The 16556-nt window shown below is 47.3% G+C and carries 14 protein-coding genes, 1 tRNA gene and 4 pseudogenes; 13 read left to right on the forward strand and 6 right to left on the reverse strand.

Features of this window, described 5'->3' with window-relative positions:
* Positions 1 to 12: 12 nt before the first annotated feature.
* The 6 genes and pseudogenes from argJ to NQU17_12935 all read left to right on the forward strand — a co-directional run bounded on the left by argJ (position 13) and on the right by NQU17_12935 (position 5367).
* On the forward strand, positions 13 to 1230 hold the full coding sequence (argJ, locus tag NQU17_12910) for a bifunctional ornithine acetyltransferase/N-acetylglutamate synthase (GenBank protein UUM11531.1): 1218 nt from the start codon (positions 13 to 15) through the stop codon (positions 1228 to 1230).
* Between the two features lie 12 nt (positions 1231 to 1242).
* On the forward strand, positions 1243 to 2007 hold the full coding sequence (gene argB / locus NQU17_12915; GenBank protein ID UUM11532.1) for an acetylglutamate kinase: 765 nt from the start codon (positions 1243 to 1245) through the stop codon (positions 2005 to 2007).
* The gene (locus NQU17_12920) at positions 2008 to 3171 is read left to right on the forward strand and encodes an acetylornithine transaminase (protein UUM11533.1); all 1164 of its coding nucleotides are present in this window, start codon (positions 2008 to 2010) and stop codon (positions 3169 to 3171) included. It abuts the gene before it with no gap.
* Positions 3172 to 3398: 227 nt separating this feature from the next.
* A complete protein-coding gene (locus tag NQU17_12925; GenBank protein UUM11534.1) occupies positions 3399 to 3614 on the forward strand; it encodes a hypothetical protein in 216 nt (71 codons plus the stop codon).
* Between the two features lie 96 nt (positions 3615 to 3710).
* A complete protein-coding gene (locus tag NQU17_12930) occupies positions 3711 to 4583 on the forward strand; it encodes an SH3 domain-containing protein (protein ID UUM11535.1) in 873 nt (290 codons plus the stop codon).
* Positions 4576 to 5367 (forward strand): annotated as a pseudogene (locus tag NQU17_12935) (DUF429 domain-containing protein). Before NQU17_12930 ends, NQU17_12935 begins: the two are co-directional and overlap by 8 nt.
* Positions 5368 to 5372: 5 nt before the next feature.
* On the opposite strand, the pseudogene NQU17_12940 reads toward NQU17_12935, so the two are convergent.
* The 3 genes and pseudogenes from NQU17_12940 to NQU17_12950 form a co-directional block, all read right to left on the reverse strand.
* A pseudogene (locus NQU17_12940) lies at positions 5373 to 5617 on the reverse strand (acetyl-CoA carboxylase carboxyl transferase subunit alpha).
* A 78-nt stretch (positions 5618 to 5695) separates the two neighbouring features.
* A complete protein-coding gene (locus tag NQU17_12945; GenBank protein UUM11536.1) occupies positions 5696 to 6142 on the reverse strand; it encodes a hypothetical protein in 447 nt (148 codons plus the stop codon).
* A gap of 17 nt (positions 6143 to 6159) precedes the next feature.
* Positions 6160 to 7380 (reverse strand): hypothetical protein, encoded by a 1221-nt coding sequence (locus NQU17_12950; protein ID UUM11537.1) that lies wholly within the window; start codon positions 7378 to 7380, stop codon positions 6160 to 6162.
* Positions 7381 to 7479: 99 nt separating this feature from the next.
* On the opposite strand from NQU17_12950, the pseudogene NQU17_12955 reads away from it, so the two are divergent.
* From NQU17_12955 to NQU17_12970, 4 genes and pseudogenes are all read left to right on the forward strand, one after another.
* A pseudogene (locus tag NQU17_12955) lies at positions 7480 to 7599 on the forward strand (DUF2815 family protein).
* A gap of 298 nt (positions 7600 to 7897) precedes the next feature.
* Positions 7898 to 9652 carry a transposase gene (locus NQU17_12960; protein UUM11538.1) on the forward strand — a complete coding sequence of 585 codons (1755 nt, stop codon included), beginning with the start codon at positions 7898 to 7900 and terminating at the stop codon, positions 9650 to 9652.
* The gene (locus tag NQU17_12965; protein UUM11539.1) at positions 9612 to 9839 is read left to right on the forward strand and encodes an ErpK protein; all 228 of its coding nucleotides are present in this window, start codon (positions 9612 to 9614) and stop codon (positions 9837 to 9839) included. The genes NQU17_12960 and NQU17_12965 overlap by 41 nt, the downstream gene beginning before the upstream one ends.
* 167 nt (positions 9840 to 10006) lie before the next feature.
* Positions 10007 to 11605, forward strand: coding sequence for an IS1634 family transposase (locus NQU17_12970; GenBank protein UUM11540.1), 1599 nt, complete (start codon positions 10007 to 10009; stop codon positions 11603 to 11605).
* Between the two features lie 68 nt (positions 11606 to 11673).
* On the opposite strand, the gene NQU17_12975 is transcribed toward NQU17_12970, so the two are convergent.
* A complete protein-coding gene (locus tag NQU17_12975; GenBank protein UUM11541.1) occupies positions 11674 to 11895 on the reverse strand; it encodes a hypothetical protein in 222 nt (73 codons plus the stop codon).
* Between the two features lie 355 nt (positions 11896 to 12250).
* On the opposite strand from NQU17_12975, the pseudogene NQU17_12980 reads away from it, so the two are divergent.
* Positions 12251 to 12436: pseudogene (locus tag NQU17_12980) on the forward strand (tyrosine-type recombinase/integrase).
* A gap of 160 nt (positions 12437 to 12596) precedes the next feature.
* Here the strand turns inward: NQU17_12980 and NQU17_12985 are convergent.
* Positions 12597 to 12687: transfer RNA gene (locus NQU17_12985), tRNA-Ser, on the reverse strand.
* Between the two features lie 312 nt (positions 12688 to 12999).
* Between NQU17_12985 and NQU17_12990 the strand changes: the two genes are divergently transcribed.
* Complete coding sequence (locus NQU17_12990) at positions 13000 to 13842, forward strand: class A sortase (protein ID UUM11542.1); 843 nt, start codon at positions 13000 to 13002, stop codon at positions 13840 to 13842.
* 29 nt (positions 13843 to 13871) lie between these two features.
* Here NQU17_12990 and NQU17_12995 read toward each other — a convergent pair whose 3' ends face one another.
* The gene (locus tag NQU17_12995; GenBank protein ID UUM11543.1) at positions 13872 to 14747 is read right to left on the reverse strand and encodes a radical SAM protein; all 876 of its coding nucleotides are present in this window, start codon (positions 14745 to 14747) and stop codon (positions 13872 to 13874) included.
* Between the two features lie 195 nt (positions 14748 to 14942).
* Between NQU17_12995 and NQU17_13000 the strand changes: the two genes are divergently transcribed.
* The gene (locus NQU17_13000; GenBank protein UUM11544.1) at positions 14943 to 16211 is read left to right on the forward strand and encodes an MFS transporter; all 1269 of its coding nucleotides are present in this window, start codon (positions 14943 to 14945) and stop codon (positions 16209 to 16211) included.
* Positions 16212 to 16556 lie beyond the last annotated feature (345 nt).

Here is a 16556-nt window from a genome sequence, read left to right on the forward strand (position 1 = left end):
GAGGAATGCATCATGTATTTTAGTATCAGCAAATTAGATAATGGATCCATCACCAGCCCCAAGGGTTTTCTGGCCGGAGGAGTCCACGCGGGACTGCGCTATGCAAAAAAAGATCTCGGGATGATCTACTCCCAGGTGCCGGCCACAGCCGTGGCCGTCCACACGTTAAATCAGTTCATCGCCGCACCCAATCAGGTCACCAAGCAGAGCATCGCCGTCGAGCAGAAGATCCAGGCTGTGGTCACCAACAGTGCCTGCGCCAATGCCTGCACCGGAAGCCGCGGCATGGAAGATGCCCTGACCATGCGCAGGCTGGCCGCTGAGAAGTTCGGCATCCCGGAACACTACGTTGCCGTGGCCTCCACGGGTGTCATCGGGGAGTTTCTTGACATGGAAAAGATCAGACAAGGCATTGCCGCCGTCGTGGTGGAAGCGACTCAGGAAGGGGCCAAAGGGTATGAGAAGGCCATCATGACCACTGATCTCATTGAGAAGTACACCGGTTATGAAGCCGAGATCGACGGTGTCAAAGTGACGATGGGAGGGTGCTGCAAAGGTTCGGGCATGATCCATCCCAATATGGCAACGATGCTGGGATACATCACGACCGATGCGCTGGTTGACTCGGACGCCCTGAAAAAAGTTTTTTCACTTATCACGGATCTTTCCTTCAATCAGATCACAGTGGACGGCGAGACCTCCACCAATGATATGGTGCTGCTGCTGGCCAATGGCATGGCGGGCAATGAGATCCTCAGCGAAGACCATCCGCAGTGGCCTGTATTTGCCAGTATGCTGACTCAGACGGCACAGGATCTGGCAAAAGCCATAGCAAGAGATGGGGAAGGCGCCACGAAGCTCATCGAAGTCCATGTCAAAGGAGCCGCAACGGATCAGGCAGCCAGGATCCTCAGCAAACAGATCGTGGGATCCAGTCTGGTCAAGACCGCAGTGTACGGCAATGATGCCAACTGGGGACGGATCGTTTCCGCCGCCGGCCATGCCAATGTGCCTCTGGACACCACCAAAGTGGATGTCATGATCGGCGATACCGTGATGCTTAAGAACAGTGAAGTCGTCCCTTTTGATGAAGAAATCGCCAAGGCATATCTCCAGGGTGAAGTGGTCCGCATCGAGGTTGATTTCCATATGGGGGACGGAAGCGCCACAGCCTGGGGCTGCGATCTGACTTACAAATATGTTGAGATCAATGCCAGCTACCGTTCATAGGAGGAACAGCAAATGAATAAAACAATCGTGCTGAAATGCGGCGGGAGTATCACCGATGAACTGGGGGCAGGTTTTTTTGACAGCATAAAAGACCTGATGAGATCGGGCTACCACATCCTCATCATTCACGGCGGCGGACCCGACATCACCCGCTATCTCAAGGACAAAGGAATCGAGACGAAATTCGTTGATGGTCTGCGCCACACCGATGAAGCGGTCCTCTCTGCTGTTGAGGTCATGCTGTCGGGTAAAACCAACCGGCACATCGTCCAGAAGCTCAAGTCTCAGGGAATTCCGGCCATCGGAATGCAGGGACCGGACCATTTTTTCCAGGCCGACCTGCTGGACTATGATAAGTACGGACTGGTGGGCATCATGACCGGAGTGGAAACCAAGGTTGTGGAAGCACTGCTGCAGTTGGGGCTGATCCCGGTGGTAACACCACTGGCTCAGGGACCCAACGGAGAGCACCTCAACATCAACGCGGACATTGCCGCCGCTCATGCAGCCATCGGCTTACAGGCAGAGGAACTGATCTTTGTCACCAATGTGCCAGGGGTCATGAAAAACGGCGATCTCCTGGATTCTGTCACGAAAGAAGAGATTGACCAGATGCTGGCAGACGGGACAATTTACGGGGGGATGATCCCCAAAGTCAAGGGAGCACTCAATGCACTGAAGTCAGGCATCGAATCAGTCCGGATTGGTTCCGGCCTGGCACCCATCTGGAAAAACGGCAGCTTCTCCGGAACTGCCATCACAGCGGAGGATTTGTAAATGAGCAATTTATTCCCGACTTACAGCAGATACGATATCAAGCCGGTAGAGGGCAAAGGATCCTACATCACGGATGACAAGGGGGATAAGTACCTGGATTATATTGCCGGGATCGCGGTTTTGAACCTGGGACATTGTCCCGCCAATGTCGAAGCAGCCGTCATCGATCAGGTGAAAACGCTCTGGCATATGTCCAATCTGCTCCCCAGCGACGTTCAGGATTCCGTCGCCAGTCAGCTCACTGGTGCAGCTCATTTTACCCGGGTATTTTTCTGCAACAGCGGCGCTGAGGCCAATGAAGCAGCCATCAAGCTGGCACGAAAATTCACCGGCCGGAGCAAATTCATTACGTTCCAGGACAGCTTCCATGGCCGGACCTTTGCCACCATGTCCGCCACCGGGCAGGATAAAATCAAGAAAGGCTTCGGTGAGATGCTGGGGACATTTCTCCACATCCCCTACAATCAGCCGGAGATTCTCAAGGACTACATTGACGAGGATACCGCCGGTGTCATCGTGGAGACCGTTCAGGGCGAAGGCGGAATCATCCCTGCCAGTGAGGAATTCCTCAAGGAGATCGAGAACCTTTGTCGCCAAAGCGGCGCGGTCTTCATTGTGGATGATGTGCAGGCCGGAATCGGCCGCACCGGAAAAGCCTTCAGTTTTCAGCATTATGATATCAAGCCGGATCTCCTGACCCTGGCCAAAGGCCTGGGCAACGGTCTGCCCGTGGGAGCCCTGCTGGGCGATGAGCGTTTCATCGATGCGTTCGGCTCGGGAAGCCACGGAAGCACCTTCGGCGGCAACTACATCGCCATGGCTGCGGCCAATGAAGTTCTCCATACGATCTTCCAGGAGGATTTCCTGCGGGAGGTCACCGAAAAAGGCGAATACTTCAGAGCCAGACTCAAAGAAGCACTGAAAGACAGCGAGCAAGTCGTTGACATCCGCGGCAAGGGACTTCTCATCGGAATTGAGATCAACACCCCCATCGCTGATATGGTCAAAAAAGTCCATGCTCAAAAACTCCTGGTCCTCTCCGCCGGAACCAATGTTCTGCGGATCCTTCCGCCCCTCAATACCACCTATGACGAACTGGATGAGGCAGTTGAGAAGATCCGAACGGCGTTCGCCAGTGATACCGCTTCAATATCTGCCGAATAAGAAAATACCGTTCAGAAAGTTCCACCGGAATATTCTGAGCGGTTATTTCATTTGCAGTTGATGGCGCTGCAGCAAGACGTCTGCTCCAGGAATAAGCATGCTGACATTTTGCTATAATTGAGGCGTAAGCAAAGTACATTGACTGCTCTCAGAAATCTGCCCGTCTCTCAATGCAGCCAAGAGATCAAAAGTTTCAATCGATAAAATAAAAAGAAGGGAGCGATCCGATGAACTATAAGATTCTATTTAAGGAAAAGCCTGACAAAGACATCCTCCTGGAGATCCGCAGGAGACACAGCAATGATATTGAAGGGATCGATGAGCTCTATGAACAGCTGATCACTAATCGTACCTGTGACAGTGAAATAGCAAGCAGGATCTACTATGTCGCGTACACCATGGCTTTGGAAAACATTGAACTGATCCTCGTCAGGATTAATTGAGCTCTGCCCTGGTAAATGTTGCAACACTCTACTTGCCGTAATACGTTGCCCATCACTCACACCACTGATTTGCAATCAGGAAAGGAAGGATCTGTCATGAGAAGAAAAATGTCGTCACATACGGTCAGAAGATTGGCCGCACTTACTCTTTTCACCGGGCTGTTTTTCACTTCCGTCCTTGTAAGTGCTTTGCCTGCCGAGGCTGCCATGGCTCTCACCAATGCCAGAGTTAATTTCCGCACGGGACCTTCCACCAGTTATTCCGTCATCCGCAAACTTCCTGGGACGACTCCCGTGGATGTCATCAGCCATGGCACCAAATGGTCCAAGATCAATGATTCCGGAGAAATCGGCTATATCTCCACTGCTTACATCAAGTTTACCTCCACCGGCCGGATCACCGGTCGGGTCAACCTGCGCTCCTCGGGCAGCCTCTCAGGTGCCATCATCAGCAAGATCCCCAGAGGGGAAACTGTCCGGGTATTGGCCGGTCCGGTGAAGGGGTGGTACAAAGTCACCTGGAGAACAAAAACCGGATACATCTACAAAAATTACGTTGCAGTGGATGAGACCGCCGCTTTGAAAGCGGAACTGGACAAACCTTCCATCGGTCTGGTTTTTGCCTTTAATCTGGGTAAGTTTTCGGCCTTCAACCCAACTGTTTCCTGGAATATCGCGACGGATCCCTATCCCTCCAAACTGCTGGTGGTAACGAAAGTCAAAGGCTCCACAGTGGAAGTTGCCAAAGCCAAACTGACCGGCGATGACCGCATCGTGATCCCCGGAGAAGTCATTCGCGACTGGAAAACCACTTCGAATTACGAGGTCATCAAGATCACTTACAACGATCCGGAAACCATCCCCTTCCATTTTATCACTGTCACGGAACCAGGCGGCAAAAAGACCACCCAGAGTCTGCGTACGAGCATGAAAGCGGTACTGGACTGGGCATCCTTCACTTATGATTAACACAATCTACGGAGATCCGAATCAAGGTACTCCTGAAACAGGTGTGCCTTGCTCCAGCAACCCCCACGAGCCGGTAAAACAACGATCCCCGAAAAAAAACACTCAACTGCAGTTCAGTGCTAGGAATGAATCCGGACCCGGCAGTCAGTCCGGCACTCCGGGGAGTCAGGTACAGCAGTTCCTTGCAGCCGGGATCGACGGCTGCAAGGGCAAATGGCTCGGAATCGAGTTATCCGAACAGACCTATCACATTCACCTCTTTGATCACATCAGTGAAATCTGCGCCTTTTTCAGGGAGACAGACCGCATTCTGCTTGATATGCCGATCGGACTGGCGGAAAGTCCAGCGGACAGACGGCCTGAGCCCTAGCTTCGGCGATACCTCAAAGGCAAGGCATCCTCCGTCTTCAACGCACCTTGCCGCCAGGCACTGAATGAGTCGGATCATTCGACAGCCAGCGCAGTGAATCGAAAATACCTGGGGAAAGGGCTATCACGCCAAACCTTCAACATCATGCCGAAGATCCAGGAGGTGGACCGGTTTTTGGAGATGAACCCTGAATGGAAAGATCGTCTTTGGGAGAGCCATCCCGAGTACTGTTTTTCCCTTCTGAATAAAGGGATGCCGATAGCTGAAAACAAGCAGACCTCTGCGGGGGCCCTCGTCCGGTTGGAACTGCTGACAGTTGTTGAGCCCCGGTCGCCCAGGATCCTGACAACCTTTCAGGAGCTCTATCCTAAATTAGCCAGGAAGACCGATGATCTGCTGGATGCCAGAAGCTGAGTGTGTGTGATCTTAAGGCTTTCAGCGGCTTCGCCGATTTTGGATGAATCTTTCCAAAGGATACTGGCACAGCCCTCGGGGCTGATGACTGAGTAATAGGTATTTCCCATAATCCAGAGGGCGTCGGAAACATCTAAGGCAAGGGCACCGCTGGATCCCCCCACGAGAATGGAAATAATGGGGGTCTTAAATTGCTCACCTGGTAGAGATTGTCGGCGATGGCCTGGCCCTGTCCCCGCTCCCCGGCACCAAATCATGGTCAACTTGGAAAGTCAATTGTAGGATGAAGTTGATTGGCTGAACAATCGATAACTGAATACATAGAACCTTAGTTTTCAAATGAGTTCCGGAAGATATCCCGCAAGTGATCCATCTCTTCATGGGCAACAGAGTATATCGTCACCAGTTTATTATCCTTCTTTCCAACTGCAAGGTATTCACCATTGATGGAATAGCTTGTTATCTCGTTGTTGTCTTCATCAAGCATAGTGAAAGTAATAATCAACCCGGTGGTCTTTTGTTCTGCTCTGAATTTTCTTTTAGGCTTCGATAGATCCACTTCTTTTATTGCATTCTTGATTTCATTCACTTCATCAATATCAACGATGCTGTCAGAGGAAATCTTGCCCATATAGTCTGAGTAAGTATATCTAATTAATTTGACATTTTCAATATTTGAATTGTAAAGGTCATATTTATAGGCAAACCAATAAAAAATAAACCCCAATGCTGCCACAACTAAAACAGATAATACTATCAAACCTCTTCGCTTCATGATAAACTCCTTATCATTTAATATAAAAGTCTAACAGTATTACTCCATGCAAATGAGGTATCTCCAAATGCGAAGGCCCATTGTCCTGAGCTATTTTTGCTAGCCAATTTGAAGACTTCATATGCCGGATCCATTACTCTAATGGTTGTTGCTGTAGAAAAATTATATCCTGTTAAAGCAACTGCATGACCCAATTTTTCCCAAGGCCAAAATCCAGTTTTTCGTACACATGACATATAGGCTGGATCAATGTTATAAATAACAGTTTTAATTTGATCTTCTGTCAGAACGCCAGTCACTGTTGGAACGTAAGGGTTGCCTAATATTGTGCTTAGTGCTGCTCTGGCCTGGTAAACTGTAGCACCTTCATCATATCCTATCCCCATCCTGTCGGCCACCATTTTGGCTGTTAACCCTGAATGTTTGCTACTTTCGAACCGAGCCATAGAAGCTATAGTAGCTGCCCAACAAACCCCTCTCTGCTGACCATTGATAATCTGACCTACAATAGGATAGGAGTTTAAATAAGCTCTAGGAGGCAGATAGCTTAAAGAATTAATAGATTGTGTGGAAACAGAGGCGGATTGTAATTCTGTTTTTCGGCCCTGCCAAGTAAGACTATCATTAACTTCGGTTAAAGAAATACTAACAAAAGGAGCATTAATTAACTGTTCTTTCATATTTGAGGTGTTAATCACTTGTAATGAACCATTATATCCTTCAGTTTCGCTAAAATTCCTTGCAATTTTCTCAACATTTACTGGGTAAATATCATAGCCAGACTGATACATGGCCATTTCACTATTTCCACTGATCTTGGCTTGTTCCAAAGATGGAGCAAAGTCTTTTCCAAGGTTACAACTTATTTTTCCATCTATTTTAATAACACTGAAAATAGCTATAATAGTACCATCCTGATTAACCAATGGGATATGTAATATATTAATATCCTCCCCATTCAACAAGTCTTCATAAGTGTATCCATCGGTAACTACTCTTAAGGGAGATAATAAAGAAATTTCTCCTAATTCTTCAGAAGAAAAGCCAAAAGCTTCAGGATCATCACGAATTCCCGCTAGTAACGCAGGATAATCATTCTGAAGCGCGTAATTAATGTCGTAAGGTATAATGCCAGTATTTATACTTGCGTTGGTAGGTTTTGCAGAAAGAAACGGCAATAGAAAAGTGATTAGCAACACAACGATTGTGCATAGTTGCGTAGGACTCTTTCTTCTCATAACTACATTTCCCCCTAACCATGATTATTAATTAACTAACAATAATGTTATTTAATTAATAATCATTATACATTGAGTAGTCAAAACGTGCAAATTGGGCTTTCACCTCTCAACTCAACTTTTAAACGGACACCCCTGCGCGATGGCGACATCGAACGACCGGATGATCCAGTCTATGCCAATGCTTATTTCATCAATGCAAACTCCGGCACCGTGCCCCTTTACAATTTCAACCTGGAACCATATCAGATCACCAGCTTCAAGAACATAAAAATCTTCTTTGAACATGAAGTCATTGACATCCATAAAGTATTTTTTTCCATTGGAGTATACAACCTGGATTCCCGGCGAATTATTGTGAACTTCCCATGATTTCTCCTACTCAACACTAATTAATTCCATAATGAACCTATTTAAAGCAAGGAATAGAGCCTGTTCCCCACGTTTTCGGTTGCGGAAATGCGGGGTTTTTGCTATGCTTAATTGAGTAGGATATCATTCTTAAAAAGGAGTAAAAATGTACTACGATTTTCTCGTAAAGATTCCGGAAAATACAGGCAAAATTACGGTGAACCGGCGCGGTGAAACCACTTATATTGAATACACCTATGCCCGTCATTACAACGCCGAAAAGAAGTATAACGTTCCCCAGCGAACTACGATTGGAAAACAGTCCAGGGTGGATCCAGCGATGATGCAGCCAAACCAAAATTTTATCAAGTTTTTCCCAGAGGTCGCCCTGCCCGATGAACGGAATCATTCCGATCGCAGCAGTTGCCTTCGTGTCGGGGCATTTCTTGTCATTCGCAAGATCATGGAAGAATACAAACTACCTGAAATTCTTTCCGATTACTGGGACAACCGAGGTGTCGGACTGTTTCTTGATCTGGCTGCTTATTCTATTATCTGTGAAAATAATGCCGGGCAATACTATCCGGATTACGCCTACAATCATCCGCTCCTAACAGAGGACATGACGATCTACAGTGACTCCACGGTATCTCGGTTTCTCTCATCGATAACAAGCGATGACAAAGTCGGATTCCTCAATCAATGGAATGCATCCCGGAATCACCGGGAGCAGATTTATATTTCCTACGATTCAACCAACAAAAACTGTCAGGCCGGCGACATCGAGATGGCTGAATTCGGGCATCCCAAGGATGATCAGGGCGTCCCCATATTCAATTATTCGATTGCCTATGATGTGGATAATAAAGAGCCGCTATTTTATGAAACCTACCCCGGCAGTATCGTCGACGTGTCCCAGTTGCAATTTATGTTGGAGAAGGCAAAAGGATATGGCTATCGCAAGATTGGTTTTATTCTTGATCGAGGATATTTCAGCAAGAAAAATATTCAGTACATGGACGCGTGCCAGTATGATTTCGTGATCATGGTCAAGGGGATGGCTTCTTTTGTCGAAAAGATCATCTTGAAACATAAAGGCAGCTTTGAGAAAAAGAGGTCTTGCGTGATTCCTGAATATCAGGCCTACGGGAAAACGATTCAGAAGAAGCTCTATGCGGATGATGAAATGGATCGATATTTCCATCTCTATCATAAAGTGAAAAAAGAAAGTGCAGAGCGTGGATGCCTGGAAGATAAAATTCAAAAAATGGCGGAATTTCTAAAAAAACAGGAGGGAAAGTCGCTGACATTCGGAGATGCCTATCACGAGTATTTTGAAATCTTTACCCATGAAAAGAATGATGGCACAAAAAAGTTTCTTTATGCAAAAGAAAAGAGCGAAGTGATTGAGAAGGAAATTGATCTTTGCGGATACTTTGTGATCGTCACGTCCAAAAAAATGACAGCAGCAGAAGCGCTCTCGTTGTATAAGAGCCGAGATGCATCAGAGAAGCTATTCCGTGGAGACAAATCCTACCTGGGCAATAAAAGCCTGCGAGTCGCGGGGAATGAGTCTGCCGCCGCGAAGATATTCATTGAATTTGTGGCGTTGATTGTGCGGTGCAAGATTTATACGCAACTAAAAGCAATGATGAAAGAAATGGCAAAGAAGCCGAATTACATGACCGTTCCAGCTGCGCTGAAAGAGCTGGAAAAAATCGAAATGGTGCGGCAGATGGATAACGTATACCGGCTTGATCACGCCATAACCGCAACACAAAAGACGATACTGAAAGCCTTCGGTATCGATGAAAACTATATCAAAACCAGCGCAACGAGATTAAGTGAGCTGTTAAAAGTGGCCGCGATGCCAGAAAGGGATGAGGAAGATGGCGCGTACGAGGAAGACAATCTCTATTGACGAGAAGATAGCCCAGGCAAAGGAGAATTTTGAAAAGGCTAAGGCCAAGTATGATAATGCCGCGAAGGAACTCGAAGACCTCCAGGAAAAGCAGAGGTCAATTCAAAGAAACGAACTGATCAAAGCTGTTGAGAAAAGCGGCAAAACTTATGCTGAAATCATGGCATTTCTTGGGAGTATCGATTGATAAGAAATGCAAAACCAGGTGCTGATTAGGACTTTGAGTAGGTAAAACGTGAGAAGTTAACAATTATAACGGGGAATGCTGGAAATCGTTGATATCACTGGATTAGCAGCATAATTTCTCTTGATTTTGCCTCATGAACACGTTATAATTATAACGTGAGGTGGCGCATGAATATCATCGATGTCAAAAACAAGAAAAACGGAGTTATCTACGTCTACGAATCCATCGACTACTGGGACAAAGAGAAGAAACAGTCTCGAAGTAAGCGTGTTTGTATTGGCAAACGTGATGAACAGGGCAATCTGATCCCTTCCAAACGACTCACTCAACCTCCGGTCTCCACTGTGATTAAACCAGGGCCGACTCCATCTACTTCCACTCGGCATGGTTATTTTGGCGCTACGTATCTGTTTGATGCGATCGGGGAGCAGCTGGGCATCACACAAGACTTGAAGGTATGCTTTCCGCAGATTTATAAGAAGATCCTTTCCGTGGCCTACTATTTGATTTTGGAGGACCGCAACTCCCTTCTTCGTTTCCCGAAATGGGATAGGACCCATTTTCATCCACATGGGGCCTGCATCTCTTCCCAACGAAGCAGTGATCTGTTCTCGATGATTACGGAAGAAGCAAAAGAACGTTTCTTTCGCTTGCAGGGCAAGCGCCGGATGGAAAATGAATATTGGGCCTATGATACCACCAGCATTTCGTCCTATTCAGAGTCTCTCAAACAAGTCAAATATGGGATGAACAAGGATCATGATCCGCTTCCCCAGATTAACCTGGCGCTGCTCTTTGGAGAAGACTCAGGCTTGCCGTTCTACTACAGAAAGCTGGCCGGCAACATCAGCGATATCTCGACCCTGAAGAAATTGCTGGCCGACTTAAAGCAACTTGATTTTGGCAAAGTTAAACTGGTCATGGATCGTGGCTTTTACAGTGAAGCCAACATCAATGCCCTTTATCAGAACAACCTGAAATTCCTGATTGCCACCAAAGTATCCCTGAAGTTTGTGCGAAAAGAATTAGACAAAGTCAGAGACAGCATAAAAACAAGGACCAACTACAACTCAATCTATCAGTTATACAGCCATTCCACCGCCATTGAATGGAACTACTCTCAAACAAGACCCCGCAAAGGCGATGTCATCAAGGATACTCGCCGCATGTATCTGCACATCTATTACAGTAGCGAGAAGGCGTTGGAACATGAGAGCCGCTTCAATCTGATGCTGGATCAGTTGGAGGCTGAGCTTACGAGCGGAAATCGAAAACCAGAGAACGAGAAGCAGTACGCCAAATACTTTGAACTGTCAGATACCCCGGTACGTGGAATCAAGATCATTCCCAAACAGGATGCCATCACTCGAGCTGAAAAGGACTATGGCTTTTTCGCGCTGTTAAGTAACGACATCAAGGATCCCATCATAGCCTTGGAGATTTACCGTAACAAAGATCTGGTCGAGAAGGCGTTTGGGAATCTTAAAGAAAGGCTCAATCTGAGGCGAACTGCAGTCTCATCTGAAAGCTCGCTGGACGGAAAGCTGTTTGTCCAATTCATTGCCCTGATTTTTATGTCCCATTTGAAAAAGACGATGGCCGATAAGGGTCTATTCCAAAACTACACCATGCAGGAGCTACTAGACGAACTTGATGTCATAGAAGCATTTGAAAATCCAGGGAAGGCTCTCCAAGTAGGCGAAGTGACCAAGAAGCAGGAAGGCTTGTATACGAACTTGGGAGTAGACCCGCCATCCACGTTATAATTTTTCGGGAATTTAGGATACAAATCCAAATCCTCGATTTTTGTTTGTATTTCCTACCTTTCCGATCATCAATTTTCCCCTGGTTTTTTATTTTCTCTCTGTTCGTCAGTTGTTCGATTGAAAAAATGCTTATTTGAGATTTGCATTTGTAATGATTTGATAGCGGAATTTTCCGCTGCCATATGTCCCCAATTTTGGGTAGATTTGCCCAGTTTCGGACAAATGATTTCGCTGCTGAGTTTTCGGCTGCGAGTGGGGTCAGTAGTACTGACATCACCCAGTGTGTCCAATTTTGGACAGTTTGCTGAAAATAAAGCAGGGCCTCCTCAATATTGTGGAGGCCTATTTAGCTGTCAGAGGTGCGCAAAATTGCGCAGGCTCCTCCAGATCTCACAGAAGCCCCCAGGAGCGCTTAAGAGTACGTTTCATCCTCCAGGGTGCATTTGGTAGGGGAGGGAGCCATATCCTCCCCTGGTTCCATCCGGGGGCTATGTACAGGCTCAATTTAGGTGATTACTTTGATTTACTCTCCAGATAAACAGTTTCATCAGCTTTATCCAGCTTTATAGAAAAAAACAAAGTTGGAGAATTCACAGCAAACATAGTTGTTACTGAAAGAAAAGAAAAAATCAATTTTCTCAGAAGGTGGGGCAGAAGCTTTCTGTATTCTGTAAGAGAGCAAGGGTCAAGGAGATCACACCTCATGGCTTCCGGCATACCCATTGCAGCCTGCTCTTTGAGGCAGGGGCTAAAGTGAAGGAAGTCCAGGATCGATTAAGGCACTCAGACATTAAAACGACTATGAACATCTACACTCATGTTACTGAGAAAGAAAGGGGAAATAGCAATGAAGTTTGCCCAGTGTATGAGCCTGTAACTTTTGTTAAAAACATGAATAACGTCAATCGTAACGTCAAAGACAAAAAAGAAAAAGGCTGGAACCTCGTAACCCTTGAAATTACTTGGTTTCAGCACTTTTAAAAAATTGGTATGGCGGAGATTGAGGGATTTGAACCCTCGCGCCGGTTACCCGACCTACGCCCTTAGCAGGGGCGCCTCTTCGGCCTCTTGAGTAAATCTCCGAATTAAAAAAGTATGAATTTGATACGAACTTTATTATAACAACCCGACCCGCCCAAGTCAATAAAAAGAGAAGCAGCCGGCTGGATTTCAGGCAGTATTTCATGTCAGCCAGGGAAGAGGCCTTTTATTCGGTATTCCATTTGCTGTTATTGGCAATTTGTCTGGATTTTTTTTGGATCATCTTGGGTGTTAAGTTAAGTTTGAACGGTTCTGATGATTATGACTGGGATTTGTTTCAAAACCTTAACTGTTTTGAAACGATGGTTTCAGGCGTTCATGGTACAATTAGGCCACTAATATGAGATGAGGCGATGATGATGTGGAAAAAAATAGCAGCCGTTGTTTTGATCCTGGTCGGCATTGTTCTGATTTTCTCTGATCGGATCAATGATCAATATATTAATTATCAGGCGAAGAACACCATAAAGGAAGCAATGGAGATTACGCCGGTTCAGATCAAGGAGAATACAGAGCAAACCCTTCCGGGTCCTCTGGAGGAGGAGCGCTTTGATTTTGATCAGGTGAAAGCAATTAACATCAATGAATCCTGGCAGTCCCTTCTGGATCAGGTACTGGCACAGGAACCGGAGAAGCCTGTCCCTGGCACGGGAACCGCAGTGACGAACCCCGGGACAACCGGAGGAAACAAGGGACCGACCGCTACCATGTCGGAAGAACAGGCCAAGGCGGAACTCAAGAAATACTCTCAGAAATATATCATCGGCATCATTAAAATCCCGGCAATCCGATTGGAACTGGGGATCTTGAAAGGGGTGCTCAACCGGAATCTGTACATGGGAGCCGGTACGATGCGCTCGGATCAGGTCATGGGCGAACGAAATTATCCCCTGGCAGCTCACCACACCCAGTCTTATGGCGTTCTCTTCAACCGGGTTCCGGAGCTGAAGGCCGGGCAGATGCTGTATATTACGGATAAGGAAACTATTTATACCTATCGGGTATACACCCGCAAGAAAGTCCATGAGACGGAAATCGAAGTGATTTATGACTCCGTGGCCAAAGATCGCGGGAAACCCGTATTGACTCTTTCCACCTGCTTTAACCTGAAAGAGCCAGAATCACGTATTATAGTTCAGGGAGAGCTCGTTGGCAGTCAGCCTTACAGTGAAGAAACATTCGCTGCTCTGAAATAAGACCACGAACCTTACAGGGAAAGACCGGTTCACTCAGTGAAAAAACTGAGTTGAACCGGTCGGTTTTTTTCTTCAAATTCAGACAGATAGGCAAACACCTGATCCGGACGGCACAGCATATTGTTTTCCCGGCAGAAGGATTTTAATTGCGCCATCAGTTGGGGGTGATTCGGACTAAGCAGAGAGTAGGCGTTCCCATAAGTTTGGATATAGCGCTCCTTCAGTCCGGGGAAATGACGATCCAGGGCGGCGTAAAAATATTCGCGGTCCCCGCTGCGCAGCGTCACCCCCATATCAAAGCAGATAATGCCTTTGACACCGGCATCATTGCAATAAGTTAGAATTCCTTCCAGATTTTCTTTCGTATCGTTAATAAAAGGCAGGATGGGAGAGAGCCAGACCACCGTCGGGATTCCAATTTCCCGGAAGCGCTGCAGCACTTCAAACCGGCGCCGGGTACTCGCCACATGAGGTTCCAGAATGGCGCACAGTGCCTCATCATAGGTCGTCAGAGTCATCTGCAGGACAAACCGGGTGGAGCGGTGGAGGGCTTCAATGACGTCCAGATCCCGCAGAACCAGATCCGATTTCGTCAGGACCGTAGCTCCAAAGCCCAGATCCCGGATCAGCTCCAGACTTTTTCGGGTATACTGCAATGTCCTCTCCAGCGGCAGATACGGATCCGACATAGCCCCCGTGGAGATCATGCATTTCGTTCGCTTGCGCCGAAGTTCTGACTCGAGAACTTCCAGGCAGTTGCGCTTGACCTTAATGTCCTCAAAGACATGATTCATCTGATAGCACGTGCTGCGGGAATCACAATAAATGCAGCCGTGACTGCAGCCCCGGTACAGGTTCATTCCGTTTCGGGCAGACAATATGCCCTTGACCTCTACTTCGTGCATCGGAAACCCTCCTTGTAGAATCGACCTAGATCTGAGATTTGCTTCCATTATAACAAACGTGCGTTCGAATGAACAGCGAGGCCGAAGAATGTTATTTTTTCTTGTTCAGCCGGGAATCAGCCTGCCTCAGATTGTTTTTACGATATAATGAATCAAAGGTCTTATTTCAAATATTTTGTGAATGGAGAAACTGCCATGACAAGAGAAGAACGAAGCTGGATCCTGCAGGATTTTGGAAACTCCGCATATTCCATCGCGATTACAACGGCTTTGCTGCCCGTCTTCTACAAGACGTACGCTGCCAAGGGATTAAATCCCACCGATGCCACAGCCTTTTGGGGTTATGCCAACTCCTTCGCAACGGCTCTCATCGTCATCCTGGCACCTATTCTGGGAAACCTGGCGGACTATAAAGGATACAAGAAGAAATTCTTCAATTTCTTTGTGATCCTCGCCATCCTTTCCACCGCTGCCCTGTCCTTCATCGGCGAGAACCAGTGGCGGCTGGCCTTATTCATTTATATTATTACGGTGCTCGGTTCCACCGGCGCCTCCATCTTCTATGATGCTTTCCTGACGGATGTGACCACGGATGAGAAAATGGATATGATCTCCAGTCAGGGCTTTGGCTTTGGATACCTGGGAGGAACCGTCGGCTTCGGATTGTCCATGGGACTGATCCTGTTGGCGCCTTCCATCGGCATGCCGGCTTCCCTGGCCACTAAAATCGCCTTCGTTATTACCGCTGTCTGGTGGCTGGTATTCACGATTCCCTTCTTTAAAAACATCGAACAGAAATACTGGCTGGAAGGCAAGCCGCCCAAAGCTGCCAAAGTTTTCCAAAAACTGGCCGGAACCTTCCGGGAGATCTTTCAGGACCGAAATCTGCTGTTGTTCTTTCTTGCCTATTTCTTCTACATCGACGGTGTCCATACCATCATCTCCATGGCGACACCCATTGCCATTGACCTGAAACTGGGCCTCACCGAGACGGAACTGCTCATGATCCTGCTGGTCATCCAGCTGGTGGCCTTCCCCTTCGCCATCCTTTACGGCTGGTTGTCCAAGCGGGTAGGATCCCGGATCATGATCATGGTCGGTATTCTGACTTATGTAGGTATTGCCATCTTCGGTCTGTTCCTGGACACGCGCCTCGACTTCATGATCCTGGCCTTCCTCGTTGCCACAGCCCAGGGCGGAATTCAGGCCCTCAGCCGTTCCTTCTTCGGAAAACTCATTCCCAAAACCAAAAGTGCGGAGTACTTCGGCGTATTCAACATCTTTGGCAAGATCTCATCCATATTCGGCCCCCTGCTGATGGGGGTTGTCACCCAGGTCACCGGCAATATCCAGTATGGCATTCTCTCCCTGGGAATCCTGTTTGTCCTGGGTCTGGCCTTCTTCCTGAAAGTCCGGTCCGTCCCTTCAAACCTGAGCGGCGGCCCGGCACCAGATACCGTCTGAAACTGAGACGAAGCGTTGAACAATAAATATAACTGTGCAAAACAACGGATTTCAATTCCGTTGTTTTTGCGTTTCAGACTCAACGGATCGTCCAGATCCCATCAATAGTCGACATACTCCAGGCTCAGTCAAAATGCTGTCGTTTCGAGTTCTGTGATCAAATGCAGAAAGATGGGTGAGGAATCAAACATGAAAAAACCGGTTGAGGGATCAAACCTATTTAGCAGACTGAGGGGAAAAAACATCATTTGAGTTGAGGGATAAACACATAGCCCAGGCTCTGATGAGATACCCCATCGGTCAGACTTGCCGGAGGGAACTCCCGGTTTCGAGGCGCTGATGCAA

Source organism: Clostridiaceae bacterium HFYG-1003 (genome assembly GCA_024579835.1).
In the GTDB taxonomy this organism is placed as follows: Bacteria; Bacillota; Clostridia; order Clostridiales; family Clostridiaceae; genus JG1575.

Coding starts and splice junctions, on each gene's coding strand:
- NQU17_13000 (UUM11544.1), top strand. CDS start 14,943: ATGACAAGAGAAGAACGAAGCTGGATCCTGCAGGATTTTGGAAACTCC.
- NQU17_12950 (UUM11537.1), bottom strand. CDS start 7,380: ATGAGAAGAAAGAGTCCTACGCAACTATGCACAATCGTTGTGTTGCTA.
- NQU17_12990 (UUM11542.1), top strand. CDS start 13,000: ATGATGATGTGGAAAAAAATAGCAGCCGTTGTTTTGATCCTGGTCGGC.
- NQU17_12995 (UUM11543.1), bottom strand. CDS start 14,747: ATGCACGAAGTAGAGGTCAAGGGCATATTGTCTGCCCGAAACGGAATG.
- NQU17_12945 (UUM11536.1), bottom strand. CDS start 6,142: ATGAAGCGAAGAGGTTTGATAGTATTATCTGTTTTAGTTGTGGCAGCA.
- NQU17_12920 (UUM11533.1), top strand. CDS start 2,008: ATGAGCAATTTATTCCCGACTTACAGCAGATACGATATCAAGCCGGTA.
- argJ (UUM11531.1), top strand. CDS start 13: ATGTATTTTAGTATCAGCAAATTAGATAATGGATCCATCACCAGCCCC.
- argB (UUM11532.1), top strand. CDS start 1,243: ATGAATAAAACAATCGTGCTGAAATGCGGCGGGAGTATCACCGATGAA.
- NQU17_12930 (UUM11535.1), top strand. CDS start 3,711: ATGAGAAGAAAAATGTCGTCACATACGGTCAGAAGATTGGCCGCACTT.
- NQU17_12925 (UUM11534.1), top strand. CDS start 3,399: ATGAACTATAAGATTCTATTTAAGGAAAAGCCTGACAAAGACATCCTC.
- NQU17_12965 (UUM11539.1), top strand. CDS start 9,612: ATGAGGAAGATGGCGCGTACGAGGAAGACAATCTCTATTGACGAGAAG.
- NQU17_12970 (UUM11540.1), top strand. CDS start 10,007: ATGAATATCATCGATGTCAAAAACAAGAAAAACGGAGTTATCTACGTC.
- NQU17_12960 (UUM11538.1), top strand. CDS start 7,898: ATGTACTACGATTTTCTCGTAAAGATTCCGGAAAATACAGGCAAAATT.